Genomic DNA, 26,463 nt, shown 5'->3' with positions numbered 1-26,463 from the left:
AGCTAGAAGTCGCGAGCACTAGAACTCGCGGTCGGTTGCCGCGCTGAGCTTCTCGAGGGTTTGCGCATCAGGGAATCCGTTGACTTTCCAGCGCGGCGGCCAAGCGTCGTCGTCACGTGTGAAACCTTCGCTCCAGATCTCGCGCGCAACCTGCGAACGTAACGTGATCGATACGGCTGGTTCAGGTTCAAACGGATGCGGGGATTGTTCGCGGGTGAAGGTGATCATTTCCGTATCGGGCACCGAACCGTGATGGTCGGTGGCATCCCAGGTAGTGACGCCAACCAGATCGCCAGTCGGCGCTTCCATGACGCGATAGTGTTTTGTGTTACCGAGGTCTGCCCACCGGTCCATGATCGTAGCTTGTTCATTGTAGATCCACTGCCGGTAGGTGGTCCGTAGCTCGCTGAGTTTCCGAGAAAGGTCATCACCAGGCAATGGAATCCACTCTGTCCATCCGTCGGTGGAAAGCGTGTGCGGTAGCGGATAAACCATCGTTTCAGGGTTGGACGTAGCAATCAACGCATCGAACACGTCGATCAGATGCGGATCGTCTGCGAACGCAATGAAATAGTGGTCGAGAGCAACCGGAATAAACAGCGGGATATCACCCGGGCGATCCGCGATGACTTGTTCTGCAATATTCGCCATCATTTCCACGTCGCACCACCAAGAGAGTTCATATCCGGGTGGAGACATGAATGAGACAACCTGGCCTTTGCCGAGCTGAGCAAAACCGAGCGTAATCTGGTTTTCTTTTCCGCCGCTATTGACGCCCAGCCGTAAATTAGCAACGCCTTCGGAGAGTAACTCACCAATATCACGCAAGTCTCCTTCGGTTTGGGAATAGTAGACCGGGACTTGGCCAAGTGGCGTTTCGCGTACCAACCCCACCGCAACGAAATCGGTGATAGGCAGGTAGATAATCGAATCACCATCGTTATGCGAGCGCAGGAAGAACGGGGCTGAATCTACCCGCGGGAAATAGTTCACGTCAGGGCCGGCGGTGAGGGTAGAAAATGTGGTGTCGTCGTCGCAATCGCTGTGAGAAAGTGGGCTTTGTTCCGAACGTGTGGCACCGGCATCGAAGAAGGAGGAAATAAGCGAATCAAGGTTAGGTTCGCTGGAGTCAACCGGCTCAGGTTCGCTAGTGGTGTTGTGTTCTGGAGTGGTTGGCGCAACGGCCTGTGCGATACCGATAGTGAGCAGACGATTCAAAATATCAGTTCGTGCATCTAAGTTGGCATCCTTGCGGATTAGCGCCCCTGGGCGGAATCGGAAAGAACGACCATCAGCCAATAAAATATCGAGCCACTCGTCATCAACAGTGATGAGCGCGTCTTGTAATTGTGAATGTTTCGATGCCACCTGGTGTGCCCATGTCATAAAGTCCATAACAGCATTGTCGCATGAACTCTTCATTTCGCACACAATCCAATCCACAGTCAGCGATTTAGCAACTAAATGTCTATGGTGTTCAGTGTGTCGATGTGACTGCGCGCGCGAGCACTGGACTTTGGTAGTAGTTGGTTTTACATTACGATGTAGGCTTAGACTGTTATCTATAACGACGTTATGTTACGTGCTTGTCACGGCGTTAAGAAAGGAATGGCGATGCCGCGGATCTCTGCTCCTACGGTGAAAGAGCATCACGATATCGTTTTCGAAAAGCTTATTAACTCCGCCGAGGAGATTCTACGATCACCCAAAGAACAGGCGTTTACTGCCGGAGCGATCGCCAAAAAAGCGGGTATAGCACGTAACTCCATCTATCGATACGTGCAATCAGTCGACCATCTCCGTCTGCTGGTGCTGGAACGCTACTTACCGATTTGGAAAGAGCGCGCCACGGCTGCCACACAGGCTGTAGATGCCCCTGCCGATAAACTGATAGCACTAGTAGATGTCAGTTTAGAATTGGGTGCACAAACCGGCCATCAGTGGCTGATCAACGTATTGAAGAAAACTAAGTTCACGCCAGAAACATTTGCGTCGATGGAGAACTTGCCTCCGTCGGTAGTCAACTTCCATCGCGAACTTGCCCACACGGTAGTGGAACTGTGTCAACAAATTGATCCGATGCGGGCTGCAATGAATGCCCGGATTGTGCGCAGCTTGATGGATTGTGGGTTGCGTGCGCTCGACGACGGTTTGCCGCTAGAAGACGTCCGCCAATCAGTTCTGCATTCGGTACGTTCGCTACTCGACGCGTGAACTGGCAATACGTGAAATTTTCTCAAATTTGTGCTGCTCCGCCAGACCTTCCCGTGCGGCAAGCTCTTGGTGAGATCGTTGACCAAACAGCAAACTTGGTTATCGCAGCTCCGCCCGGAAGCGGAAAAACAACGCTGGTTCCGGTTGCGTGTGCGGCCCGGTTAGAGAGCGCTGCTGGGTTAGCTGATGATTCCGACGTCGAACACCGTAAAGTCATTGTGGTTCAACCCCGGCGCGTGGCGGCCCGCGCAGCTGCCCGGCGAATCGCACAGTTACTGAACGAACCGGTCGGCGTGCAAGTAGGATATCGGGTTCGGGGCGAAACAAAACCCGGAACTCGGATAGAGATGGTCACCCCTGGCGTGTTGTTGCGCATGTTGCAATCTGAACCGGAACTGCCCGGTGTCGGTTGCGTGATTATCGACGAGATTCACGAACGCGACCTCGATACTGATCTTGCTACCGCGTTCGTGCTCGACTCCCAAAGCGCGTTGCGCCCAGACCTACAAGTTGTTGCCATGTCAGCTACGGTGGCATTAGAGCAAACCGCTGCTCTGCTCGATGCCCGCATTATCGAGGTGCCCGGACTTCTTCATCCAGTAGACGAGGTGGAAGTGCCTGGCCCGCAGCCGCTCACCACCACTGGGTCTGGCGCGATTGTGGTAGCTGACAGCTTCCTCGACCACATCGTGCAGGTAATACGCCAAGCCCACCGCGAACACGCCGGTTCGATTCTGGTGTTTGTGCCGGGCGTGCGTGAAATTTCGGCGATTGTTAGCCGGTTGAGCAATATTGATATTCCGGTGTTTGGGTTGCACGGCCAGCTCGATCCGCGTGAACAAGATCGGGTGTTGGAAGCGCGTGGCGAGCGCGTAATCGTCGCAACCGCGTTGGCCGAATCATCGCTGACCGTACCAGGTGTGCGGATCGTCGTCGACGGCGGACTGGCCCGGCAAGCCCGCGTGGATGCCGGAATCGGCGGGCTAGTGACCGTCTTTGCTTCCCAAGCATCCATGATTCAACGTGCCGGACGTGCCGGGCGTGAAGGCCCCGGCTTCGCATATCGGTGTATTCAGCTCGGACGTGCCGAGAAGTATTCGCTTCCCGAGATTCGAACCGCAGACCTCACCGACGCATTGTTGCAATGCGCGGCATGGGGTGCGCCGGGCATGCACGGCATTGCACTGCTTGACGAACCGCATCCCGGCAATCTTGCACATGCTACCGCTGAACTCTCCGCACTCGGCTTTATCGATGAAACCGGAACGATTACTCCCCGCGGCCAGCGCGCCGCCCAACTGCCACTTAAAGCTAATTTGGCCCGCGCACTGCTTGACGGCAGCACATACGTTCGCCCAGATACGGTTGCCGAAATCGTGGCTTTTCTGGCCAGCGACAGTCGGGTAGATGGGGGAGAGGTTGCGAGCGCAATTCGCCGACGCCGTAACGATCCGGTGTTGGCACGCGAACGACGCCGGTTACGCAAAACCCTCGAAACGCCGGGCGCAACTTCCCGCGGCGCAAGTTCCGGCGAAACCCGCACCGCAACCTCAGGTGAACCCGCCCCCGATCCGACACCCACTTGGGACGACGCCGTCGGTATCGTCGTCGGACTTGCCCACCCGCACTGGATCGCGCGCGCTCGCGGACGCGGATACGTACTCGCCAACGGCACCGGCGCCGTGCTACCCGCCTCCTCGCCACTGGTCGGCGAAGAATGGCTCGCAATTGCCGACCTTGGCAAAGCACAAGGCCGATCCGAAGCCCTCATCTACGCAGCTACACCGATCGACGTCGTGACCGCAACCGTCGTCGGCAAACACCTACTTACAGAAACAACCGAGATCGACGACGAAACCCTGCGCGGCTCGCGGGTGCGCTGGCTGGGCGCAATCGAACTGTCGCGTACCCCCGCCAAACTCTCCGTCGCAGAGCTCCTCGCCGCCCGGCAAGAACAGGTGCGTCGCAGACCAATCGCCAACCTGCCGTGGACCGAAGCTCTCACCGCGACCCGGCAGCGGTTAGCATTCTTGCACCGCGCACTCGGGCAGCCCTGGCCAGACGTCTCCGACCAGGTTTTAGCTGACAGTGTTGAGGCGTGGCTGATGCCCTTCGTTACCGCCCGCGGAATCGATCTCGACGGTGCGGTCGCCAGTCTGAAACCTTGGGAACAAGCGCATATGTTCGACGAACTTGCACCCGAACGCATCGACACCCCGTTAGGCAGTGCGCGCGTGGACTACGTCGGAGAACGGCCGCGAGTGCGAATGCGCATCCAAGAAGCATTCGGATGGGAGGCCACCCCGGAAATATGCGGCGTGCCAGTCACCCTCGAACTGCTCTCGCCAGCCCAACGCCCGCTCGCCATCACCGACGACCTCGCCTCATTTTGGGCCGGACCGTATGCGGGCGTGCGCGCTGATATGCGCGGGCGATACCCGCGTCACCCGTGGCCCGAAGATCCCGCGCACGCTGAACCTACCCGGCGGGCGAAGAAGCGGAAGTAAAATGATTGTGGGTGCGTTAGAAAAACGCACCCACATGAAGTTTAAGAGGTAATAAAACCCTTGAAGCAGCTACAGACCATAACAGTCAGGACCGCTAAGATAGCTACAGACCATAACAGTCAGGACCATCTATGTCGCCAGTTTATCGCATGAGTGCTGATTTTATCTAGTCTGAGCAGTTTTGATGCTGACAAGATATTGCTTTATGTCAGCAAAGCTATCGAGACTGTATACCTGTTGAATATATCTAACTAGTTGTCCCTTGGGGGACGAGCCAGAGACATTACCACTGGTAAGTCCTGCCAAGGATTTTCTTTCATAGTTGACCGCACCAGCGAATAAATCTGCTAATTGAAGTTCAGTGCTGGCACGAGAATCAATATCCATTGCTCCAACGATAGCCAGACAGTCCAATTGTGAATTAATTTGAGACTTCACGGATTCAGCCAGCGACGTGCCTTTAGGCGTAGTAATAATATCGGTGACAACTGTCCCTAGTTCCCCTCGCTTCATTGTTCCGCGAATTAGTTGCGCGGTCAGCTGTGCTTGGACAGCCCAAGTCGGACGATCCCCGAACTGATCAGATGTTCTAGAATCGAGAACGAATGCTCCGAATAAAGTTTTCGACGTATAGGCAACATCGATAAGCTGCTTGTAAATTGGTAGAGTATCGTTTTTACTTTCGCGAACTTAAATTCATCTTTGAATGAATGACGTTCGCGAATATGGCGCATTTCCCATGAGAGCTTCCAGGGAAGATATGTTTTTGCAAGACCGATGACGAAAAATTTTCCGGCAGAGGATTTTGACTCCGATTCATCAATGAAAAACGTTGCGGTTTTTAGGGTTCTTGAAGGGATTTGTGAGAGGGAAGGCATGGTTTTAGTTTAGTCAGATGACTGCCCAGAGTCTTGGTGGAATGTTTCACGTCGCTAAAAAATGAGACAATAGCAGTATGCGAAAAATTTTATTTGATCTGTTCGGCCTGTTCATGAGCGTACAAAACGACGAAGGCGTTGCTGGTATTCACCGCGCTGCACATCTTAGCGAACTCGGCGTCGACCGTGCCGCATTCGACCACCTCTACCGTGCAAAGCGCGACCCGCTCGATGCTGGAACCCAAGACTACGGCGAGTTCCTTGATGCTATCGGCGCCGAACTCGACGTCGACTTCCGCAGCATTCCTGGACTTGTTGACGAAACCGAACGTGCCGACGTTCAATCCTGGTCACTCCACCACGAGGACATGACCACCTGGCTCCAAGAACTACACGACGGCGGATTTCACCCCAACGTCCTGTCGAACGTGCCCGCAACCCACTTGGCGTGGCTGAAAGAAAACAAGCCGTGGATTCACCTCTTCGACGTTTCACTCTTCTCCTGCGAACTCGGACTCGCCAAGCCAGACCACGCAATCTATCGGGCGGCAATTGATGCACTTGGCGTTGACGGCGATGAGATTTTGTTCTTTGATGACACCTACGCCAACGTCGTCGGCGCCCGCGAAGCCGGGCTACGCGCAGTACACTTCGTCGGGATCGAGCAGGCCAAGCGCGACGTCGCCGCATTCCTCGCCGGCGAAGATATCGGACGGAGTGACATGCAATAGTTTGAGTGCTAGAACGCTTAAGCATTATACTATTGCATAAGGAGGGGAAATGGGGCGAACGCAGATTGAACCGAACGCATACGTTGAGGATGTACTTCTCATCATCGGCAACAATGTACGTATAGCGCGCGCAAACAACCAATGGACTCAAGCAGAACTCGCTCAGCGAGCACACTGCTCGACGAGAACAATAGCATCCATTGAAGCAGGTTCCCCCACCACAGCAATCGCAATAGTTTTACGTGTACTGCAAGTTTTGCGAATCCCGATATTTGGTGAGGAGCTGCCACAAAAAATCGCGGAAATGAGAGCGCGATCAGGGGAACATGTAGCGCTTTTACCTGAACGAATACGACGTGTGGAGCCAATCAATGTCGACTTCTAAAACAAGCGATATTTATGTTTGGACGTGGCTAGCAGAAAGCACAACTCCAGTAGTTGCTGGTGTTTTACATCAGGTCGGCACTAGATTCGATTTTGCTTACGCTAAATCCTATCTGGCACGGGAGAACGCTATCGCGCTCGCTGAAGATCTGCCCCTTAGCCGACACGTCTTCTTACCGCCGGCAGGTTTATCCCTCCACGGCGTCTTTACCGATGGCCTGCCGGATGGCTGGGGAAAGATGGTTATCGACTACCGGCACGGAAACATCGAACAATCTACTGAAACCTACTTGTTGGAATCAGGATCTAATAGATTTGGCGCATTAGATTTCCAAACATCACCAACGCACTATGCACCACGGGAAAATGGAAATATTTCACTAGACGAACTGGAAGAATCAATCCAGGATCTTCTAGCGCACAAACGCCTCGATCAGAGCGTCCATATTGCGCTGAACCATGGCACATCCATTGGCGGGTCACGTCCGAAAATCATTATTGACTCAAAGATCGTCAAGTTGTCGACATCAAGTGAAACTAGACCGCTCATACGAACTGAAGCGTGTGCGCTATTTTTAGCTCAGAAAATGGGTTTAGTTGTACCAGAATTTTCTGTGGAAAAAATAAACGGTCGCGATGCTCTGATAATTGATCGCTTCGACCGGAACGGGCAACTGCGTTCCCATACCCGGTCACTTGTGACGCTCTATAACGAAGAGAACGCATTGATTCCGCGAGTGTCATACCTAGATCTAGCAGAAAAATCTGGGAACCCTCGCGAAGTTTTTAGACGTATCGTCACCAATATCCTTATAGGGAACACGGATGACCACGCGCGAAACCATGCCTTCATCTGGGATGGGGACCAGTACCAGTTAGCGCCAGTTTTCGATCTTGAAACAACACGGCAATCTGGGTGGGACGCGAATAGTGCTATGGCGTATGGAAGAAATGGTGAACGTACCTATAATCTGATGAGTGTGGTAAACCAAGCACCGAATTATGGGATCCGGGAAAAGGATGCGTTTGCCATGATTTCGGAGATGGTGGCGATATGTGCCGATAGCTTTTCAGATGCTTGTGACTTCGCTGGAGTTGAACAACAAGAAGTACCGGGAATCTTACATAAATCAATATTCGACAACTGGAAGAAAACTCTTTGATGCTTAAAAACTCTCACAATGTTCGAGTTACGATACATGATCGCCCAGTAAACTCACAGGTCCTGAATTGCGACTATTTCCAACGGGGAAAATGCCGCTCGTGCACCGAGCTACTCACGCCATACCCGCAGCAGCTGGCGGAAAAACAACACCGCGCCACAGAACTCATCGCTGCCGGCGAATGGGAAGAACCATTCGCCTCGCGTCCACAAGCCTTCCGCAACAAAGTCAAACTCGTGGTGACTGGCAGTGTTAAACGGCCACAACTGGGCACCCTTGGCGTCGACGGGCGCGGCGTCGACCTGCGCGACTGCCCACTCCCAACTCCAGGTATCCGCGGCGCAATCCCTGCAATCGCGCGCTTCATCACCGCCTGCCAGCTCGAACCATATTCGCCCGCCACTGATTTCGGCGTGCTCAAGTACGTTATTATCACCGAGTCTGACGACGGCGAACTCATGGTCCGATTCGTCGCCCGCCGACGCGGAGTGCAAGGCATTTTATTCAAACGCAAAGACGAACTTATGGCAGCCGTGCCAACAATTCGGGTGATCACGCTCAACGTCCAGCCTGAACATAAGGCGATCATTGAAGGCGACGAAGAAATCCTGATCAGCGACTCGCACACTCTGCCGATGACGCTCGACATTCCAGAACTGGATCAGCCACTGATGCTCAATCTGCGTCCACAATCCTTCTTTCAAACCAACACTGATGCTACCGCGCAACTCTACCGCACAGCAGTGCGCTGGTTGGGCGATGTTGATAGCGTCTGGGATCTGTACTGTGGTGTGGGCGGATTCGCGCTCGTATTAGCGGCAGGGCGCACCCGCGGAAATATCGTTGGCGTGGAAACCTCCGAACAAGCAGTCCAAGCAGCGACCCAGACGGCGAAGCAGATAGGATGCGCCGATCGCGTTCAGTTTATTGCCGGCGATGCAACCGAGTGGGTGGCTGGTGCTGATGGTTCGGCTCCACGGGGTGCTGGCGAGACCCCGGACGCCGTCGTCGTCAATCCACCGCGGCGCGGGCTAAGTACACAACTGTGCGAATGGCTGAATAACTCTGGCGTTGAACAAGTGCTGTACTCGTCATGCAATATGGACTCGCTGGCACGTGACTTGGCATCGATGCCGAATTACGCTGTGGCGCGCGGGCAGGTGATTGATATGTTCCCACATACTCAGCATTGCGAAGTGATCGTACTGTTGACGCTGGTTAGTCGCTGAATAGAACCAACATTTAAAATTCTACAAGCGCACATACATCAATGCAGAATGTGATGCTAATCAGATTTACCAAAATGAAGAATATTTTTCTTGACATTTTACTGGTTTTTATCAAAAAATAATTCTTGCTAAAAATCAAACGAGTAAATTTGAAAAGAGTATCAATGATTAAATCTAAAAAAATCATGGCTGGGCTAGTCGCGGGAACTATTATCACCGGATGGCAAGTTGTTCCTGCCGGTGTTGCATTTGCGGATGATATTTCTGAGGTAGTAGCCGAACAAGGTGCATATTCCCTTGATGGGGCAGTAGTTGCTAGGCAAGTGCCACGCTGGCAAAAGGAAGCCACAATCAGCCCAGGTGAAACTCTTGTAATTAAGCGTAGCGGCGGAGACGCTGCACCAGATTCAGTGGTCGTAGGAACTTCTACCGGTCTAGTTCAAGGTGAAGTCTCGATGAATTGGCAGGATGAGATTACTGTGAAAGCCGCAGCTAATGCGGAAATAGGGAGTAAAATCATCATCAACATTCGAGACAAAGAAGAAAATCTATTGCTACAGCAAATCGTAGTGACTGTTGTTGCCCCTCGGCCAGCACCTAAGCCGAAAGAGCCGGAGGCTACACCAAAGCCGGAAGCTCCGAAGCAGGATGATGTGAAGCCTCAGCCACAGCCGGAGCCTGAAGTTAAGCCTCAGCCACAGCCGGAGCCTGAAGCTCCGAAGCAGGATGATGTTAAACCTATGCCAAAGCCGGAAGCTCCGAAGCAGGATCAGCGTAAGCATGATGACTCGTCAAAGTCGGAGAAACCAGGCATTGATAAGAAGGCTCAAGATCAGGACGGTAAGGCCAACTCTGGTAAACAGCAGTCCGGCCAAGGTCAGGCTGAGCAACAGTCACCGTCTATGCCACAGCCTCAAGCTCCGCAGCCGGATGTGAAGCCTCAGCCACAGCCGGAGCCTGAAGCTCCGAAGCAGGATGATGTTAAACCTATGCCAAAGCCGGAAGCTCCGAAGCAGGATCAGCGTAAGCATGATGACTCGTCAAAGTCGGAGAAACCAGGCATTGATAAGAAGGCTCAAGATCAGGACGGTAAGGCCAACTCTGGTAAACAGCAGTCCGGCCAAGGTCAGGCTGAGCAACAGTCACCGTCTATGCCACAGCCTCAAGCTCCGCAGCAGTCCCAGAGCACTCAGTTAGCAAAGACTGGTGTTGAGGGTTTGGTTTTGGCTATGGTTGCTGGACTACTGGGTTTGCTAGGCACAGCAAGTGTTGTGCTTGGCCGTAAAGCTGATAAGTAAACCAGCAAAGCTAGCTAATTAACAGGGACGCGATGGTGATCATCGCGTCCCTGTTTTCTTGTAATCCGGCATAATTCACTGCACAAAATCACGCCCAGCGAAAAGGCAGTGGCCAGGTAGTGAAAATACGTTAACTCCTATTTATACAACTCCGTCAACTCCCAATCCGACGAGTATTTTGCATGATATTACCGGCGGAGATTTGTCCGGCCTCCGGTTAACGGATAGGTGTTCGGGTGCAGTTTCTGTTACACCTGATGGGCATGATATGAGTGCGCTTCATCCAGCAACATGTCAAATAGGGGCAACTGTTGGGAATTATGACGTGCCGGAAGTTCCCCTTACAATCACGTCTGCAGGGAGTCCCGGTGGGCCACACTAGCAGAGCTACTGACCTGCGATAAACTGCTCGCGTTCGGCGCGCAAGTCAACCACCCCCGGCACATCCAGTGGCGGAAGCGAATCCCTGGTAGCCATGGCGATAAGCATGTCGGCAAGCTGCGGGTTGCGCGCCAGAACCGGTCCGTGCATGTAGGTGGCAAAAATCGAGCCTTGCACTGCGCCGTCGACCCGCTGGCCGTCCACCTCAGTCACATAACCATCAGGCGTGCCAGCCAAAACCAGTTCCGGATCGGGCGTGCGCGAATCGTTAGTGCGTGCCGGCGCAACACCAGGCACGCCGTTACCGGTACCGAAAGTAACGAATCCAAACGGGGAGGCATCCGGTCCGAGCGCCGTTCCGCCGCCATGATTTTCAAACCCGTACAAGGTTTCACTTACGCCACGAGCCGTCAGCCCAGGCCCAGGCTCGCTACGCAATTCACCGATTGCCCGCAATCCTTGTGGCAGGGTGACAACATCAAGCATGTCAGCGCCGGCAGTTTTCGTTCCGGCCGCGTCGGTATAGTATGTGCCGAGCACCTGTAAAGCGGCACAAATCGCCAACACTGGCCGGCCAGCTGCTACGGCGCGAGCCAGACCGGGGTCAGTTGTGAGTTTGCGGGCTGCGATTGTTTGCGCGATGTCTTCGCCGCCACCGAGGGTGTAAATGTCGAGCGAGTCCGGGATAGCGTCGTCGATGCCAACATGCACGATCTCGGTACCAATTCCGCGAGCCTGCGCTCGAAACGCTAAAATTTCTGCATTTCCCGAATCACCGTAGGTGCCGAGCACTTCCGGGAGGAGAACTCCGATTCGTAGATTCATAGGTCATATCCTCGTTTCTTTAACGCTACGAGAGTGTCGCGGAAGGACGTGTAGTTCAGCAGGACATCGACGTCGCCGGGCGGGGTGGCGAGAATTGCGGAGACTGGGTCGGCAACGAATTCTGCGTCCACCCCGGCGTAATGCAATCGGACGTTCAAGTCTGCTCCGCGTTCACCGCACGCCCACACGTGACGTTCGGCTAGTGCGGAAAACTCGACATCCCACAACCAGGAGAGGTCAACGCCGTCGGCCACTTGCCCGTTGATTCCGACGACGAGTGCCGAATCGGCACGGAGCATGGTCAGCGATTCTTGCCAGCCGGCCGGGTTTTTCGCCAGCAATAACCGTACGTTTCGCCCGTCGATGTTCACGTTCGCGTACCGTCCAGCCACCGACGAAACGCCGGCAATACCGCGGGCGGCGACGGCGGGTTTAACGCCGAGCGCGCAGGCGGCTGCGAGGGCTTGGGTTGCGTTGGAGCGGTTGGCACGGCCGGGAAGGTTGATGACGGCGTTCATGGTTCCATTCGGACCATGAATATCCATCGGCGTGCCGGGTTGGAAGTCGCAGCTGGGTGCCGACCATGACCACTGCGGGTAGGGACGGGCGAAAGAATGGACGTCGGTGGCGTCAGAGGAGCCGTCGGCGTCGAGCGAGATTGCTCGCCACCATACGCTTGTATCGTTACCGGAAGCGAACGGAACGTCAGTGGTTTGTGGGGCGACGGCGTCGTCGGCATACACGATAATTCCGCCGGTTCGCGGCGAGGTGAGCGAATCGCCTGACCAGCCCTGGCCAGCAGCCACCCAGACGGGATTGTGTGAATCCCAGGCGGCGGAGGTGATGAGTGGATCGTCGATATTGGCAACGATGGTGGCGGCTTTGTGTTCGTTGATTGCTTGACGTAACCGCTGTTCGATGGTGGATATTTCGCCGACGCGGTCGAGCTGGTCGCGGCTGAGATTGAGGTAGACGAAGACGTCGGGGTTGACTTCGTTGGCTACGCGAGCTACCCACATTTCGTCCACTTCGAGCACGGCGACGTCGGCGTTAGGGTTTTCAAGGACCGCTGCGAGGACGCCGGGGAGCATGTTGTCTCCACCGCGATTGGTGGCTACGGTGAGCCCACCGGCGGTAACTGCTTCGGCGATCATGCGGGTGGTGGTGGATTTACCGTTCGTGCCGGTAATGATGACTACCTGCATGCGTTGAGTTAAATCGCGCAGGAGATTTGGGGAGATTCGGGAAGCCACCCGACCGCCAATCATTCCGCCGGAGCCGCGGCCTAGCGTGCGCGACGCGGTAGCAGCAAGATGCCCGGCAATCATGCCAACAGTATTGCGTAAGTCAAGAAAAGTCATGAAGTAATTCTACTGTACGTGCACAAAATCTCGCCCACCGGCACAGTAGTGGGGCTATAGGACAAAATGTGTTGCTGGGGGTTAGTCCCAGGTGTTGTGGTAGGGGGTTGTGTAGTGTAGCTCGCTCCAGACTATAGCGTCTCCCCATTGGGGTATTTGGTTTGTTTGGTGTTCGAGGCGAGCAGCGTGCCAAGCATTGTTGATCTGCTGGTCTGTTGGCATGGTCTGGAGGATTTGCCCTGGGGATAAAGGGTGCTCCGTATGCATGTAACACCACCAGAAAATTGCTTTAATTCTCCTCGTTAAACACATCCCTCGATGCTGGTAGAGCATATAGCGCAAGGAAGCGTTAACCCCTCCTTCAATACGATTATTCATTGAGGGGATCGATACTTGCCATACCGGGTCACAAAAGGTGAACAGTAGTCCTTGTTTGATGAGTTTGTTCAGCATTTTACGTGCTTTGACCAGACGTTGATGAGTGTAGCACCATCCAGTTGGAGTGAGAGTTTTCTCGTTAAGGAAATCTTCCCAGTCACTAGCCCATTGAACATATTTCGTTATCCAGGTAATAGCTTGTTCTTTGTTAACAACACGGATACGTTCTTTTCCTAAATCGTATAGTTCGATAGAAGCTTGAAGCTTAGGCCGAGTAGTTATTGCTTGCTTGATTTGGGTAAACACATGGAAAGTACAGCGTTGATGCCGTGTTGTTGGCCAGGTAAGTCGTAACGCTTTAGCAAAACCACTACCCCCATCACTGACCACAACCCGTGCAGGAGCGATACGTTGCAATAAAGCGCTCCAGGCCCGGGTAGTTTCCCGTCGGGCTACATACCATCCCAGGACATAATTTTGACTACAAGCAATTAACACCACCGCTTGACGCCCTAAATAAATCCCGTCAACAAAAACAACATCATGAACCTCGTCAACCACAGGACTAAGCGGCCAGATAGACCATAAATCTTTACAGCGTCGACGAAATGATCTGCCGTGCCCAGGCATGTCTCGTTGCCTTTGACCGCTTAACAGCCATCGAAGGAACTCTTGTAAATGCTTAGCAGTGGAATCAATACTGTTTAAAGATCTCACCCCACACGCTTTACACCGCCAACGCTGCCGCCCCCGGCTCGTACGACCATGACGAATCATTTTACTGCTACATATAGGACATAAAGAAGTGTTCATACAATGAACACAACACCAACAAACTAAAACACGCACTTTCACGCACTACAACAACGAAAACCCGCCCGTCCAGCAACACATTTTGTCCAACCACTTAGTTGACCCCAACAAACTAAAACACGCACTTTCACGCACTACAACAACGAAAACCAAACACAACAACAACACTCAATGTCCTATAGCCCCAGTAGTGCGATATAGCGTGCCGCTGTGCTGAATCCCGAGATTTTGTGGCTCTTCGCGTTTTAGCGGGGTGTGGGGATGCAGAAGTGGTGAAGGTAGTTCATGCTTAGAGTGTGAATCAAAAACCTGAAACTATCTTCACCGCTTATGATCCTACCGTAATTCTTGCTCGGCTTGTGAGTTTGAAAGATATTCGCGTCTTGGCGTATTACCGTTATGGCTCTCAACAGGAAATCGAAATTGAACAAGTCCTTAAGAGACCAACATGCCCGCGTTGTGAAAGTCTTGCACGCGTTAAAGAAAGGCCAAGAGTGCGGTATATAGATTTACCTGTCTATGGTCGGTCTATGAGCTTGTTATGGCGTAAGCACCGCTTGTATTGTCCAAACGTTGCATGTGATGTTGGTTCATGGACAAGTCAAGATAAACGTATTGCTGCTCAACGTTGCCAGATGACTACCAGGGCAGCTAAATGGGCGACCCGGCAAGTAGGCATGGGACGAACAATTAGCGAAGTCGCAGCTGATCTTGGGTGTTCTTGGCACACAGTCAATGATGCAGTAACTATGTATGGTCAAGTGTTACTACAAGCAGACCGTAAGCGTTTAAACAAGACTCACGCAATCGGGCTTGATGAAACAAGTTTCGTTCGCATACAAGGACACCGCACAAGTTATGTCACTACGGTATGTGACGTCGAGCATCATCAAATTATTGATATTATCCCAAGCTGTAACTACATAGACGTAGCCCGCTATTTAAAAGACCAGCCCAACGCTTGGAAAGCACGAATCCGCTATGCCACTTTAGACATGAGCCCAACATGCCGTGCTGTGTATAACGTGGTATTACCTCAGGCAACTCAAATAGCTGATCATTTCCATGTGATTACGTTAGCCAATCGTGTGTTAGATACTGTACGTAGACGCGTGCAAAATCAGACCTTGGGACACCGTGGGCGTAAAAAAGATCCTTTATACAAGATTCGGCGTTTACTGACATATGGTAGTGAAAAACTACTGCCAGCAATGGTCCAGCGTCTAGAAAGCATGCTTGTGTTAGGAGATCCTCACGCTGAAGTAGCGATTGCGTATCGGATAAACGCTTACGAGAGTTTTATCAGCAAACAGATCTTGGTGTTGCGACCACCATGCTTGCAGAATTGATACAAACATGCCTGGATGTGGCTATGCCCCCAGAAATTCAGCAGCTAGGACGCACGCTACAACGATGGCAGCTTCAAATCTTGGCGTATCATCAAACGAATCTTTCTAATTCCATCACCGAGGCGTTAAACAATCTCATCAAACGTATTAAACGTATCGGATTTGGGTTCACGAATTTCAACAACTATCGCATTCGTGCATTACTGTATGCCGGTAAACCTAACTGGAGACTGCTGCATAATATCTTCGTGTAACCTGTTTACCAGTGAGAAGATCACAAGGCATTTTCTATCATCGAGTGTTCCACGCACTAACACCAACGGGTTAACAAAGACAATGTATGTTGCTTACTTTTGTATAGTTATTTCGGGCCACTAAAAATCTCATCACCGCCACATTAACGACAACGAAAACACAGCTACTAACGTTAAAATCACTACACCAGCACCTGATACTAGGCCTGTAAACCCACCGAGTAACAACGTTTCACCCCGCTAAAACGCGAAGAGCCAGTAAGCATGCGTCGTGCCTCAAAAAGTATAAAAATCGACCCAGCGGGATAATTCACCACTGGGCCGAAACGCGCGCTCGAAGGGACTCGAACCCCCAACCTTCTGATCCGTAGTCAGACGCTCTATCCATTGAGCTACGAGCGCAGTGTTCGTTGGAACGTCCTCTAGCTTACAATGATTTTTACCAAGACGCTAATCAGAAAACGTGGCGTAGGAAACAGTTCTGTGGCGAGTTGAGGGAGTGGGGAGGTTGTTCGGTAAAAATGCCTGCCATATCGCTGGAATATTCGAGTTATTATTGTTCGTGGTCCAGGCTTTTAATAACTATCTGGGACGAGAAGCCGCAGTGTTTTTAGCGGTGTTGTTAGCCGTGAAAAGGCGATCGGTGAGAAAAGTTAAGATTGTAGTCAAGGCGTTTTTGATGGATATGATCGCTCTTTTGCTGCTGGTAAATTCGACGACTCCTTACAATACATTTGATCTAATGGTCTCATCGGATTTCGATCCACACATCACCCCAATAACGTGTGAGCAGGCGTATCAGGATAATGTTCATATCCTCAATGATGCGACGCTTGAGTCTTTCTTGTGCCGAAAGAACAAAGAATGGGCGGACATGCCGATGGAGGTTCAGGTTGCCGTGTATTCAACTCATAGATCAAGTATCACGCACATTGGTTGCGATATTTAGAATACCCCCGCGTGTGCGGGGAAGAGCTCGAAATAGGCTGGCCGGCGCACAAATGGAAAGAAATACCCCCGCGTGTGCGGGGAAGAGCCTTCTTGCTCTTGAGGTCTCCATTTTCGTTGTGAAATACCCCCGCGTGTGCGGGGAAGAGGCGAGAATCATCCGTATCTTGAAGATGATTTTGGAAATACCCCCGCGTGTGCGGGGAAGAGCGCGAATACTACGCACAGTATGCGGGCGTTGAAGGAAATACCCCCGCGTGTGCGGGGAAGAGCAACTCACTGAAGCACTAGCAGACATTGAAACGGAAATACCCCCGCGTGTGCGGGGAAGAGCGTTACTGGGGACTGGTGGCATTGGTGCTGTAGGAAATACCCCCGCGTGTGCGGGGAAGAGCCGTTTCGAGTAGCTTTTTATTCTTTTCAACAGGAAATACCCCCGCGTGTGCGGGGAAGAGACGGCGGCGTTTTCGTAGGCTGGGAAGGAAACTGGAAATACCCCCGCGTGTGCGGGGAAGAGTTCCAGACTGACGCGGCACGGTAATGATTACTGGAAATACCCCCGCGTGTGCGGGGAAGAGATTTCCTATAAAAGGAGATGTGAAACACACTTAGGAAATACCCCCGCGTGTGCGGGGAAGAGTCGCGCATGGGCTGTGGATCGATTGCGTCGTCGGAAATACCCCCGCGTGTGCGGGGAAGAGATTCCGGTGTTTTTGATTCGTTGCCGGAATTTGGAAATACCCCCGCGTGTGCGGGGAAGAGAATTTCTTTGCATATCCTCATCATCGAATACCGGAAATACCCCCGCGTGTGCGGGGAAGAGCGCGGGTAGCTTTTCAAGAGTCTCAAGAATCTGGAAATACCCCCGCGTGTGCGGGGAAGAGCCAGATAATTTGCGTATCTGCCGGGGCATGCGGGAAATACCCCCGCGTGTGCGGGGAAGAGTCATTGAAGGCAACAGTAATACATTACTTCCGGGAAATACCCCCGCGTGTGCGGGGAAGAGGCATGCTTAATTATTTCATCGGCTTGACCATAGGAAATACCCCCGCGTGTGCGGGGAAGAGAAGGGCGACCCGGAAGTGTTCACTGAATCTAAGGAAATACCCCCGCGTGTGCGGGGAAGAGATACGAAAATGAGTGAAGAAACCTTAGATACCGGAAATACCCCCGCGTGTGCGGGGAAGAGTCACTGGCGACCATATTCTTGAACTGGCGGAGGGAAATACCCCCGCGTGTGCGGGGAAGAGCTTGTACGGTGCTAGCGACGCGACTCGGAACTGGAAATACCCCCGCGTGTGCGGGGAAGAGAAAGCTCTTTAACTGCTGCGGTTTCCTCAGCCGGAAATACCCCCGCGTGTGCGGGGAAGAGACGATGCTTGCCGGCGATCGGCAATGTACTTCGGAAATACCCCCGCGTGTGCGGGGAAGAGCTTTCTGGATTAACATTCCAATTGCAGCTCCAAGAAATACCCCCGCGTGTGCGGGGAAGAGAAACGCAACCGCGTTTGGCCCTCTTTTTCTATGGAAATACCCCCGCGTGTGCGGGGAAGAGCGCGAACAGGAAGCGTTGAAAGCTTTACGGCAAGAAATACCCCCGCGTGTGCGGGGAAGAGGTTATTTCGGTTGACATAAGCGAAACTGCGTGGGAAATACCCCCGCGTGTGCGGGGAAGAGCCACTAAGAGTCTTCGCAGTGCTAAGAAGAGCTGGAAATACCCCCGCGTGTGCGGGGAAGAGGGTAGTGGGTCTGTTTTTGCGTCGTGACCCCAGGAAATACCCCCGCGTGTGCGGGGAAGAGTTCAAGACTAACGCCGGTGGCGCGATAGCGTCGGAAATACCCCCGCGTGTGCGGGGAAGAGCAAGCTCGCAAACCTTATTGCCGAATACCAGCGGAAATACCCCCGCGTGTGCGGGGAAGAGCCGCAGGAGCACCAATGCAAAGAATTAAAAGTGGAAATACCCCCGCGTGTGCGGGGAAGAGACCAGGACTAGCGCAAAACAAGCAGGGGCAAGGGAAATACCCCCGCGTGTGCGGGGAAGAGCCTCTACTTTCCTAGCGAGGCAGGAGTATAGGGGAAATACCCCCGCGTGTGCGGGGAAGAGCAGCGTCGTATCAAGTAATCTTTCTAGGAGTGCGAAATACCCCCGCGTGTGCGGGGAAGAGCATTTGCGAAGATCGATAAGGGCGCTGTTGTCGGAAATACCCCCGCGTGTGCGGGGAAGAGATCTTTTAGAAGGAGCAGAGAGCATGAATGTTGGAAATACCCCCGCGTGTGCGGGGAAGAGTTGGTCATACGACGTCGCTACCGAAAACCTCAGGAAATACCCCCGCGTGTGCGGGGAAGAGTTCATATAGAAACGCACAGCCGAAATTACTCCGGAAATACCCCCGCGTGTGCGGGGAAGAGGTGGGGAGAGCCGCAAGAAACCGGATTTTATTGGAAATACCCCCGCGTGTGCGGGGAAGAGGGTGAGGAAACACTTGAGGAAGCGGTCGAAGCGGAAATACCCCCGCGTGTGCGGGGAAGAGGACTGCATTTCCAGTCGCCACCGCCACGACCCGGAAATACCCCCGCGTGTGCGGGGAAGAGACTAACGAAACCCTTTATTTTCAACGATCTCGAATTTTGGATTCTCCACGTCCAGGACGCATGGACACAACGGTTAGACCGTCTAAGTCCAATACTTTTCGTGAATTTTTTCCTGCAGTGAGCATCGAGAATCCTTGTTCTTGTCGCGGGTCGCTATAAATCATAGTGGAAGTTCCTTCGTCAAGAGTAGTGCTCACACGTTCCCATAGGCGTTCACGCACGTTCCGAGAAATATTTCCGACGTAAACCCCACTTTCAACCTCAGTGAGAAATCGGCTTACATATCCATGAAGATGCTCGGGAACTGCAGATATTGTTAAGACTGCAAACATCACTCATCATCTTTTCCGTATTGTACGTGCCCAGAAACTTCGCCATGATCGTTAATCAAACGATCATCGTCACGATTCGGTAGGTGAGGTTGTAGTATTTCCATCAGCGTGCCAAGCATATCTTCTAAAATGTGCTTGCTATGAATTTGTCTTCGCAGATCACGTCTGATTTCACTGATCGGATCTTCATCGTGCGCATGATTAAAAACAAGAGGTAAAACAATGCGTGCTTTATAAAGATCAGCCAGATCAAAAAGCAAGGCGCGAATATCTCCGCGGTGAATAATACCTAAAGCAGGATTGACGCCGATTGCTGCACACACTGTTGCCGCTACACCATACATAATAGAATTCGCGACATTAAGGCCAGCATTTATCGGATCACTAGCATTAGTATCTCTCTTGAAGTTTTTGATTTTCGCTTTCTTTGCTAAATCGCGATATGTTGTGCGCATGATACGCCCTTCGATACCGCGCATAACTTTTATCGAAGCATCCCTCACCTGCCCGGCACCAAACTGTTTCGTATAAAGCTTGATTGCAGCAACTTTTTGCGCATCAAGGGAAGAGATCAGGCGTGCTTGTGCTATAGCCCATTTTGCAGAAGACGATAAGGGAGTTGCATGCGCATACGCGTTAACGCCTCCTCCGCCAGAAAAAACGACGGTGCATCCCGAACGCGCACAAGATGTTATTGCCGCATTCGAGATACTAGTTCCTGGTCCGAGGCATAGCACTCCTAACCCGGCGACGGGTAGTTGGATTCGAGTTACGGTTGCTTCGGGGTCTGGGTTATCGTCGTCGTCAGTTGCGTCTCGAATGGCGACGACGCCGGTGCGATCTTGCCGCACGAGGCAATACTCCAGATACAGAAAAGATATTCTGTTTTCAATGCGCACCTGATGATTTGCGGGTATTGTACTGAAAGCGAGTGCTTCTTGGGAATAACTCATAGTGTCACGAATTCTGTAGTGGGCCAGTAAAACCAATGGAAGAATCGTAGAACTGGTCGGCATCGGGAACGAAATAATAACCACTTAAAAGTGAACGAGATTCAGATAACGAGATCGCTTTTAGACGTTCGATAAACTCCTCTTTTGCACGGGGTTTCCTTTGCGAGTTACGCGGTAATGAAAGTGGAATAGAAGCCCGGAGTACTTCCCGAATAGTAGCCTTATCGCGTGAAGATAAAGTCAGAAGCTCTTCTGCTGTTCCATGCCAGGCTCCTGGAATCGTCGATTCTAAGCTTCCCAGAATGAAACGGCCATTAGATCCTTCATCAATGAGCCGGGTTGTAGATTCATCTGCCGGATTATTCGTAGTGAGTGCAGTGAAATTTCCCACGCTGGCGCGGTCTGTTAAGGCGTCTGTTATTCGTGCACGGTTAGATTCCGCGCGCATCAACTTCAAGGTTTCCTCGGTCAGAGCTTCCATGTCTAATTCAGTGAGGGCGTTTTCAAAATTGACATGTGCGGAGTCAATAAATTCCTGAGCGTTATCTGGAATGATGAGCTGGGAATGAGAAGCAAGCCATTCATAGGTACGCTTAAGTTCTGCAGCTAAATATGGGCGATACTGCCAGGATTGATCAGAATTGAACCAGGTTACAGTTAGTGTTTTCTGATGTTCTCCTGGGCATCGGTCTTTGCGCTGAGGATCGGTTCGGCGCCATTGGCGTCCAGCACGTTGCACAAGTGATGGGGCTGGGCATATTTCAGTATTGAGAAAATCAAGATCGATATCTAGGGATGCTTCTATTGCTTGTGTTCCAACAACAGTAATGTTCGTTCCCGTCCCATTTGGCCCAAGTAAATCCAGTAATTGTTGAGCATTCTGCCGGCGGTGTTCTGCAGTCATGCGTGAATGTAAAATCAGAACTGTTTCGCCATTTTCAGCGATTCGTTGTGCAGTTTCTTGCGCCCTAGCAACGGTATTACAGATAATTCCAAGACGTGCTGTGGGGAATTGTCTGCGCACCTGAGTGTGCCAATCAACGTGTGCATCGACAAGCGAATCATATTCTGTTTGGCGTAAGTCTATAGTCATGGAAGCAGTCAGCGAATCTACCGGGATGGAATCTGTGTGCCCTTCAGTAACGACGTCGATCGAAGGGAATATTGGTGAGTCAAGTTTTTCCTCTGCTTGAGAGTATGCGGAAATCAGTTGCTGGCGTTGTTCACTAGGCATTGTTGCAGTTAGGAACGTTACCCGAGTTCGTGTTTTCACTAGCCAAGGAAGGAGCTCTTCTAATAACTTAGTCTGATAAACATCTAGCGTGTGGACTTCATCAATGACCATATGTGCATTAGCTAATGCGAGAAGCCTGAAATGTATCCACTTTCCAGGTAGAGCGGAAGCCAGAGCTTGATCAATTGTGCCTACACAAACTGGGGCAAATAGGCGAGCAGCACCGGCACGAACAAACGATGAAGGATACAGTCCACTAGGCTTGTCAGTTTGGTTTTCTGATGGGTTTTGTCCTGCTTCGTCGTCGTACAAAGAAAGCGGTTGCTGGTAAAAATCTTCCACGGAAGCTAAACCATGAGCCAGTGCTGCCACATTGCTTGTGTTCCGATATGCATGTTGAACTCGGCGCATGATGGCATTGGAAGTTGCTTGTGTAGGGAGGAGGAAAATCAGGCGTTCAGGACGGGTCGAATGCCGAAGCAACGCCGCTTCAGTTTTTCCGCTGCCGGTAGTAGCCATCAACGACCACAACCCATCTCCTGCGTCTAATGCTTCTCGCTGAATCGGGCGCGGATCATAATCGCCTAAGATAGCCTGCTTAGCTGCATCTTCGGTCTCCCACGGAGAATAAATCCCTACTGTTGTGCGAACACGTGATTCGGCCTCTTTTTCCCGTTCGGTTACCCAACGATGCGGATGTTCAAGAATATCAGGGAACTCCTCAAGCAACGTGAATCCACCATCAACGAATGGTTCTCCTGAAGCGATCCGATCAGCTAAAACAATGAGTCCGGAAAGCAATAAAGTTATAGTTGGATCGAGCTTTTGTGGAATATCTTCCCGGTTGAGGCGGCAAGCTGTCAGTACGCCGTCGGTTAAGTCATGTTGGGCAGATGTCCAACCGCCGTAGTCGAGATCTTCGAGGAGATCTTTGGTATCCGAGGCCTTAGTGATGGCAGAGAACTTTCCATGATGCCCACCGAGAACTAAATGAACCCATACTTGACTTGCTGGTTTACGCGATGATGGAAGTACAGGTTGGCTGGCATATGCTGAAAGGCGTTCGTGCCTGCGCGCCTCGTCTTTCGAGCGGTTTAGCGCAATCGAGGTATTTCCAAGATCTTGGTAGTTACCCGATTCCTCTATTGTCTTGCGGATCTTTTCCCACCGTTGCGCTTTGTCTGATGGCCGCAACTGAAATAATGGACTTGCTTTTCCTACGTCGTGGAGACCAGCGATGCATTGGACAATAGATTTAGCGTTGTCTCCTAAGCTCTCGCGGAACAAATCACGTAAGCCTTCCCGTAGCCAGTGGTCGTAGAGGGCTCCAGTAATTGTTACGGTATCAAGAAGATGAGCTAGAAGAGGGTATGTTTTATCAAACCCGTCTTGTTTTGCCCACAGCTCAGATCGAGTGTTCATGCTAGAGCCTGTACTGTCAACAAACCGCACCCGTAGGCTTTGGCTCGGCCAACGCCATGAAGAATAAGATCATTCAATTCGGTTCCATCGGTTACCGTTGCTACTGCGTCTACAGTATCGACTTGAACCGTCATCGATGCTGTGGATTTTCCATTTCGGTCAACGCCCAAAAGTTCACGTTGGTGGTTGGTGATTGTTACGTCATCAAGCGCTTTTTTGAGTTTATTACTCAGCCAGGGAGTCATAGTTTCTTGGGGGTCTGAGGCCACAGAACCTTCTGTCGAAAAATCGAACGGGATCGGCGTGGTAGTTACGTGTGGTTTCGATGGAGCTACGTTGGCTGAAACTGTTTTCCGTCGTATAGCGTTGATGGACAGCCTAAAGCGAACTGGAGTCCCAGCTGGCAGTACCTCAATTTCTCGTTTTATAGTCTGTACGCCGTCTGGCGCATGTGTTGGCGGAATTTTTGACTGGATCAGGAAGAACGGGGCCTGACCGGCGAGGTAATCTGCGCGGAAAAGAATGGCGGCGTTTTTACGGGGATGATCGGAGTCAATCGCATCGAAGATTGCCATAACTGCTCGGTGGCGGAATTTTGGGTCGGTCTCATCCCAGCCGTTTCGTGGTTTGTTAGTGGCTTTCTGACTAAGCGCAAGATGAATAGGATACTTTGTCAGATACAGTGACTCGGCCATGTCCGCCCCTCAGGTATAGATGCTATTATTATCAAGTTCCCCATTGTTATGGGGGTATTTCTGTTATTTCAGATGTTTGATTCCCCGCATAAGCGGGGGTAAAGTCGTTCAGAGCTTTCGGAGAATTTTCCCCTCTTTCAAAATCTACATGGAGTTTTTAATAAAATCAACGTTATTTCAGAAGTTGATTTGTTCATACTTTAGTACTACAGTTCATGTTATACCAATCACTATGAGGAGTAGGGGAAGATGGATATTAATGCATTAACAGACATTAATTGGGTCTCCACAACACAAGGTGACATTTCGGTTCGTGAAGTGTTGTTGCGAGCACATGAACCTGATCTCATGCTGAATCTGCAAAAACCGGCATTTGAGGTTGCGGCAACATTCAGGTTCCTTTTATCTGTTGTCCCGGTTGTGTTGAGATTTGAAGAAAAAACAAAGTGGGACGATGCAGATGATATGGCTGCTTTAGCTACTGATGGTTTCAGTGTATCTGCAGTTGACCGTGCTCTGGAGTCACTGTCTAAGAGCGCAACCCTTTTTGACGCCGCCCATCCGTTTATGCAACGGCCAGTTTTGGCGCCAAAATCAGCTAAAGATACCTCACGTAAAATAGGTCCTGGCGATCAAGAAGTAAAGAAGCTTTCTCCTGCTATGCCCTCGGATCGCGGCGAAGATTATTGGAATCTTATCGTCAGCTTCCCGGTAAAACTTTCTGTCTCAGAAGCAGTTTTGAAGCTAGTTACTTATCACTATTACTCCATGGCTGGAAATAATAAATATGACGGCGATAAAACACGCATGGGCGCACCAGGGATTAGGTTCCTTGGTAAAGGAAATGCGGCTACAGAATTTATGTGGAAAGTTGACGGAGAGAGTTTCTTATATTCGCTATTTGCTTCGTTGCCGAAGAAATGGGTTGATGGGCAAGGGCTTCCGGCGTGGGCTGACCGGGAAATGACCGTATCGAAGCTATCCGATGGGCTACTTCATCCGTTGTGGATGGGTACATGGAGTTCGAATACAGCGGCCTGTTATTGGGAAGAGTCAAATGGGCAGCAGTTCCTTGCAGGAGTTCGGGTCGGGGGTGTTCCACCAGAATGGTTACCAATTGCCTACATCGACAAAGACTCTGAAAAAGCGCTAAAAGAGTGGTGGGATATTCGAAACGAGAACGACCCCATGTACCTCTATATGGGGGATTCGAAATCCAGTGATGGTGCAAAAAAGGCGCAGCGTATCGATTTTGGTCGAGATGGAACAGATCTGGCAATTGAGTGGGCTGCCGAAGATAAACTTGAAGCCTTATTGAACTCAGGCAATACGAATATTCTCCCAAGTGACGCGGAAGATCGTACCCCTATCTTCTTTAGACATCAGATCGAAGGTACAGCTTCTTCACCGAGTGTTAGAGCATCTGATGTGTTTTTTGCGACTCCAGATGTTTGGGGTTTCGGTCTCAGATCCCAGCAACGCAACGAAGTTCGATGGAATGCGCAGTTAATTCGTGCCATTCATCGAAGTGTTACTGGAGTTTTTCGACGTCGAAATGCCTCAGACGCAAAACGTGAAGCGAGTGGTTATCCGGCACTTGCTTTGGATGCGTTGGAGAATTCGAGAGCTGATGCCTCGGCAGAGTTTTGGCGCCAAATAACGCCTGTTTATGAGACATATATGAGTGAACTCCGAGCGGGATCTCAGCCTACTCAGAAACTGTCAACGGGAATATATCGGGCTGCGATGCAAACTTATGACAGTGTCACTGAGCCATTTGTTGGCCAATATTCACAACAAATATATGCAGTGCGAGGAAGCCTTTCTCGCATTATTCAGAAAACTATCAGTGAGCACCACAGTGCTACTAAGGAAGACTAGAAAGAACAGGAGGAGTAGCGTGGTTAATGATGTGCATGATAAATCAGAATTTGCATTGATCTATCAAATTCTTGACCGGCGGAGTGCGGTTACTTTCCGGCAACAAAGAGCTAATATTCGACGCGGAGCTGATCCGTTTACCGAACATTACGCATATCCGTACATATATCCAGCTTTAGGGCCCGATGCGCGATCTGAGGTCCGGAAGACAGCAGTGCGAGTCGCTGCCCTTATCGCTGAATTTACTGATATTCCACAGTCTCAAGAAAATGGGGAACGAAAATTCAAATCATTTGGTAAGTGGTGCAGTGAATTGTCGATAGCGTGGGCTCGGCAAAAGAAACCAGACCAGCAAGTGTCTTTTGATCCGCGAAATCCCGATGCGATAGCTCAACGATTGGCATACATCCACACCCAAGATTTTGAAGAAGCGTACAAGTCAATCTGGAGATTAATGCAAATGGCGAACTCGTTAACGAACCCTCCGGCGTGCGACTATTTCTCAATTTATCGTTTACTCAGCCGATGGGGAAATGGTGTAAGCGAGCAGTCACGTGCGTTAAGAATGCAAATATTAAAAGACTATTACGGCAATATCGGCCAAACTGCTGATGCTTCTGAGAACTAATCATTATCCATA

General features: G+C 51.4%; 19 protein-coding genes, 1 tRNA gene, 1 pseudogene and 1 CRISPR repeat array. Of the genes and pseudogenes, 10 read left to right on the top strand and 11 right to left on the bottom strand.

Going from position 1 to position 26,463, the window contains the following annotated elements; translation table 11 throughout:
• Positions 1 to 18: 18 nt before the first annotated feature.
• Positions 19 to 1,395, bottom strand: a complete 1,377-nt coding sequence (locus JTE88_RS08830; protein ID WP_204424443.1) for a hypothetical protein — start codon at positions 1,393 to 1,395, stop codon at positions 19 to 21.
• Between the two features lie 219 nt (positions 1,396 to 1,614).
• Here JTE88_RS08830 and JTE88_RS08825 point away from each other — a divergent pair, with 219 nt between their 5' ends.
• Both JTE88_RS08825 and hrpB read left to right on the top strand, forming a co-directional pair.
• A complete protein-coding gene (locus JTE88_RS08825) occupies positions 1,615 to 2,214 on the top strand; it encodes a TetR/AcrR family transcriptional regulator (protein ID WP_204424441.1) in 600 nt (199 codons plus the stop codon).
• On the top strand, positions 2,211 to 4,721 hold the full coding sequence (gene hrpB, locus JTE88_RS08820; protein WP_239519519.1) for an ATP-dependent helicase HrpB: 2,511 nt from the start codon (positions 2,211 to 2,213) through the stop codon (positions 4,719 to 4,721). Before JTE88_RS08825 ends, hrpB begins: the two co-directional genes overlap by 4 nt.
• A 162-nt stretch (positions 4,722 to 4,883) precedes the next feature.
• Here the strand turns inward: hrpB and JTE88_RS08815 are convergent, their stop codons facing one another.
• Positions 4,884 to 5,108 carry a hypothetical protein gene (locus JTE88_RS08815; protein WP_204424440.1) on the bottom strand — a complete coding sequence of 75 codons (225 nt, stop codon included), beginning with the start codon at positions 5,106 to 5,108 and terminating at the stop codon, positions 4,884 to 4,886.
• Between the two features lie 149 nt (positions 5,109 to 5,257).
• Positions 5,258 to 5,599 carry a DUF3800 domain-containing protein gene (locus JTE88_RS08810; RefSeq protein WP_204424439.1) on the bottom strand — a complete coding sequence of 114 codons (342 nt, stop codon included), beginning with the start codon at positions 5,597 to 5,599 and terminating at the stop codon, positions 5,258 to 5,260.
• Positions 5,600 to 5,676: 77 nt separating this feature from the next.
• Here JTE88_RS08810 and JTE88_RS08805 point away from each other — a divergent pair, with 77 nt between their 5' ends.
• The 5 genes from JTE88_RS08805 (at position 5,677) to JTE88_RS08785 (ending at position 10,404) form a co-directional block, all read left to right on the top strand.
• A complete protein-coding gene (locus JTE88_RS08805; RefSeq protein ID WP_204424437.1) occupies positions 5,677 to 6,330 on the top strand; it encodes an HAD-IA family hydrolase in 654 nt (217 codons plus the stop codon).
• Positions 6,331 to 6,379: 49 nt separating this feature from the next.
• Complete coding sequence (locus JTE88_RS08800) at positions 6,380 to 6,715, top strand: helix-turn-helix transcriptional regulator (RefSeq protein WP_204424435.1); 336 nt, start codon at positions 6,380 to 6,382, stop codon at positions 6,713 to 6,715.
• On the top strand, positions 6,702 to 7,877 hold the full coding sequence (locus tag JTE88_RS08795; RefSeq protein ID WP_204424433.1) for a type II toxin-antitoxin system HipA family toxin: 1,176 nt from the start codon (positions 6,702 to 6,704) through the stop codon (positions 7,875 to 7,877). Before JTE88_RS08800 ends, JTE88_RS08795 begins: the two co-directional genes overlap by 14 nt.
• Positions 7,877 to 9,106 carry a methyltransferase domain-containing protein gene (locus JTE88_RS08790; RefSeq protein ID WP_204424431.1) on the top strand — a complete coding sequence of 410 codons (1,230 nt, stop codon included), beginning with the start codon at positions 7,877 to 7,879 and terminating at the stop codon, positions 9,104 to 9,106. Before JTE88_RS08795 ends, JTE88_RS08790 begins: the two co-directional genes overlap by 1 nt.
• 164 nt (positions 9,107 to 9,270) lie before the next feature.
• Entirely contained in the window at positions 9,271 to 10,404 is a 1,134-nt protein-coding gene (locus tag JTE88_RS08785; protein ID WP_204424430.1) for a hypothetical protein, read from the top strand.
• A 387-nt stretch (positions 10,405 to 10,791) separates the two neighbouring features.
• Here the strand turns inward: JTE88_RS08785 and JTE88_RS08780 are convergent, their stop codons facing one another.
• The 3 genes from JTE88_RS08780 to JTE88_RS08770 form a co-directional block, all read right to left on the bottom strand.
• A complete protein-coding gene (locus JTE88_RS08780; protein ID WP_204424428.1) occupies positions 10,792 to 11,610 on the bottom strand; it encodes a type 1 glutamine amidotransferase in 819 nt (272 codons plus the stop codon).
• Complete coding sequence (locus JTE88_RS08775; RefSeq protein WP_204424426.1) at positions 11,607 to 12,971, bottom strand: MurT ligase domain-containing protein; 1,365 nt, start codon at positions 12,969 to 12,971, stop codon at positions 11,607 to 11,609. The genes JTE88_RS08780 and JTE88_RS08775 overlap by 4 nt, the downstream gene beginning before the upstream one ends.
• Positions 12,972 to 13,052: 81 nt before the next feature.
• A complete protein-coding gene (locus JTE88_RS08770) occupies positions 13,053 to 14,162 on the bottom strand; it encodes an IS1249 family transposase (protein WP_204424425.1) in 1,110 nt (369 codons plus the stop codon).
• 296 nt (positions 14,163 to 14,458) lie between these two features.
• Here JTE88_RS08770 and JTE88_RS08765 point away from each other — a divergent pair.
• A pseudogene (locus tag JTE88_RS08765) lies at positions 14,459 to 15,765 on the top strand (ISL3 family transposase).
• Between the two features lie 329 nt (positions 15,766 to 16,094).
• On the opposite strand, the gene JTE88_RS08755 reads toward JTE88_RS08765, so the two are convergent.
• The 5 genes from JTE88_RS08755 to cas6e all read right to left on the bottom strand — a co-directional run bounded on the left by JTE88_RS08755 (position 16,095) and on the right by cas6e (position 23,942).
• Positions 16,095 to 16,167 (bottom strand) — tRNA-Arg (locus JTE88_RS08755).
• A gap of 544 nt (positions 16,168 to 16,711) precedes the next feature.
• Positions 16,712 to 19,306: direct repeats of the CRISPR family, unit length 29 nt; unit sequence GGAAATACCCCCGCGTGTGCGGGGAAGAG.
• Positions 19,307 to 19,326: 20 nt separating this feature from the next.
• Positions 19,327 to 19,638 carry a type I-E CRISPR-associated endoribonuclease Cas2e gene (cas2e, locus tag JTE88_RS08750; RefSeq protein WP_204425848.1) on the bottom strand — a complete coding sequence of 104 codons (312 nt, stop codon included), beginning with the start codon at positions 19,636 to 19,638 and terminating at the stop codon, positions 19,327 to 19,329.
• Positions 19,638 to 20,489 carry a CRISPR-associated endonuclease Cas1 gene (gene cas1, locus JTE88_RS08745; RefSeq protein ID WP_239519518.1) on the bottom strand — a complete coding sequence of 284 codons (852 nt, stop codon included), beginning with the start codon at positions 20,487 to 20,489 and terminating at the stop codon, positions 19,638 to 19,640. The genes cas2e and cas1 overlap by 1 nt, the downstream gene beginning before the upstream one ends.
• Before the next feature lie 106 nt (positions 20,490 to 20,595).
• Positions 20,596 to 23,247, bottom strand: coding sequence for a CRISPR-associated helicase Cas3' (gene cas3, locus JTE88_RS08740; RefSeq protein ID WP_204424421.1), 2,652 nt, complete (start codon positions 23,245 to 23,247; stop codon positions 20,596 to 20,598).
• Positions 23,244 to 23,942 (bottom strand): type I-E CRISPR-associated protein Cas6/Cse3/CasE, encoded by a 699-nt coding sequence (gene cas6e / locus JTE88_RS08735; RefSeq protein WP_204424419.1) that lies wholly within the window; start codon positions 23,940 to 23,942, stop codon positions 23,244 to 23,246. Before cas6e ends, cas3 begins: the two co-directional genes overlap by 4 nt.
• Positions 23,943 to 24,191: 249 nt before the next feature.
• On the opposite strand from cas6e, the gene JTE88_RS08730 reads away from it, so the two are divergent.
• Positions 24,192 to 25,823 (top strand): type I-E CRISPR-associated protein Cse1/CasA, encoded by a 1,632-nt coding sequence (locus JTE88_RS08730; RefSeq protein ID WP_204424417.1) that lies wholly within the window; start codon positions 24,192 to 24,194, stop codon positions 25,821 to 25,823.
• A gap of 19 nt (positions 25,824 to 25,842) precedes the next feature.
• Positions 25,843 to 26,451, top strand: coding sequence for a type I-E CRISPR-associated protein Cse2/CasB (gene casB, locus JTE88_RS08725; RefSeq protein WP_204424415.1), 609 nt, complete (start codon positions 25,843 to 25,845; stop codon positions 26,449 to 26,451).
• Positions 26,452 to 26,463 lie beyond the last annotated feature (12 nt).

This window comes from Arcanobacterium phocisimile (genome assembly GCF_016904675.1).
Taxonomy (GTDB): Bacteria; Actinomycetota; Actinomycetes; order Actinomycetales; family Actinomycetaceae; genus Arcanobacterium; species Arcanobacterium phocisimile.
The sequence above is the reverse complement of the archived record's forward strand: the minus strand, read 5'-3'. Positions and strand labels throughout refer to the sequence as shown.

Bases quoted from the DNA above. Each gene is read 5' to 3' on its own strand.
- JTE88_RS08830 (WP_204424443.1), bottom strand. From the start codon at position 1,395: ATGGACTTTATGACATGGGCACACCAGGTGGCATCGAAACATTCACAA.
- JTE88_RS08825 (WP_204424441.1), top strand. From the start codon at position 1,615: ATGCCGCGGATCTCTGCTCCTACGGTGAAAGAGCATCACGATATCGTT.
- JTE88_RS08815 (WP_204424440.1), bottom strand. From the start codon at position 5,108: ATGGATATTGATTCTCGTGCCAGCACTGAACTTCAATTAGCAGATTTA.
- JTE88_RS08810 (WP_204424439.1), bottom strand. From the start codon at position 5,599: ATGCCTTCCCTCTCACAAATCCCTTCAAGAACCCTAAAAACCGCAACG.
- JTE88_RS08805 (WP_204424437.1), top strand. From the start codon at position 5,677: ATGCGAAAAATTTTATTTGATCTGTTCGGCCTGTTCATGAGCGTACAA.
- JTE88_RS08800 (WP_204424435.1), top strand. From the start codon at position 6,380: ATGGGGCGAACGCAGATTGAACCGAACGCATACGTTGAGGATGTACTT.
- JTE88_RS08795 (WP_204424433.1), top strand. From the start codon at position 6,702: ATGTCGACTTCTAAAACAAGCGATATTTATGTTTGGACGTGGCTAGCA.
- JTE88_RS08790 (WP_204424431.1), top strand. From the start codon at position 7,877: ATGCTTAAAAACTCTCACAATGTTCGAGTTACGATACATGATCGCCCA.
- JTE88_RS08785 (WP_204424430.1), top strand. From the start codon at position 9,271: ATGATTAAATCTAAAAAAATCATGGCTGGGCTAGTCGCGGGAACTATT.
- JTE88_RS08780 (WP_204424428.1), bottom strand. From the start codon at position 11,610: ATGAATCTACGAATCGGAGTTCTCCTCCCGGAAGTGCTCGGCACCTAC.
- JTE88_RS08775 (WP_204424426.1), bottom strand. From the start codon at position 12,971: ATGACTTTTCTTGACTTACGCAATACTGTTGGCATGATTGCCGGGCAT.
- JTE88_RS08770 (WP_204424425.1), bottom strand. From the start codon at position 14,162: ATGAACACTTCTTTATGTCCTATATGTAGCAGTAAAATGATTCGTCAT.
- cas2e (WP_204425848.1), bottom strand. From the start codon at position 19,638: ATGTTTGCAGTCTTAACAATATCTGCAGTTCCCGAGCATCTTCATGGA.
- cas3 (WP_204424421.1), bottom strand. From the start codon at position 23,247: ATGAACACTCGATCTGAGCTGTGGGCAAAACAAGACGGGTTTGATAAA.
- cas6e (WP_204424419.1), bottom strand. From the start codon at position 23,942: ATGGCCGAGTCACTGTATCTGACAAAGTATCCTATTCATCTTGCGCTT.
- JTE88_RS08730 (WP_204424417.1), top strand. From the start codon at position 24,192: ATGGATATTAATGCATTAACAGACATTAATTGGGTCTCCACAACACAA.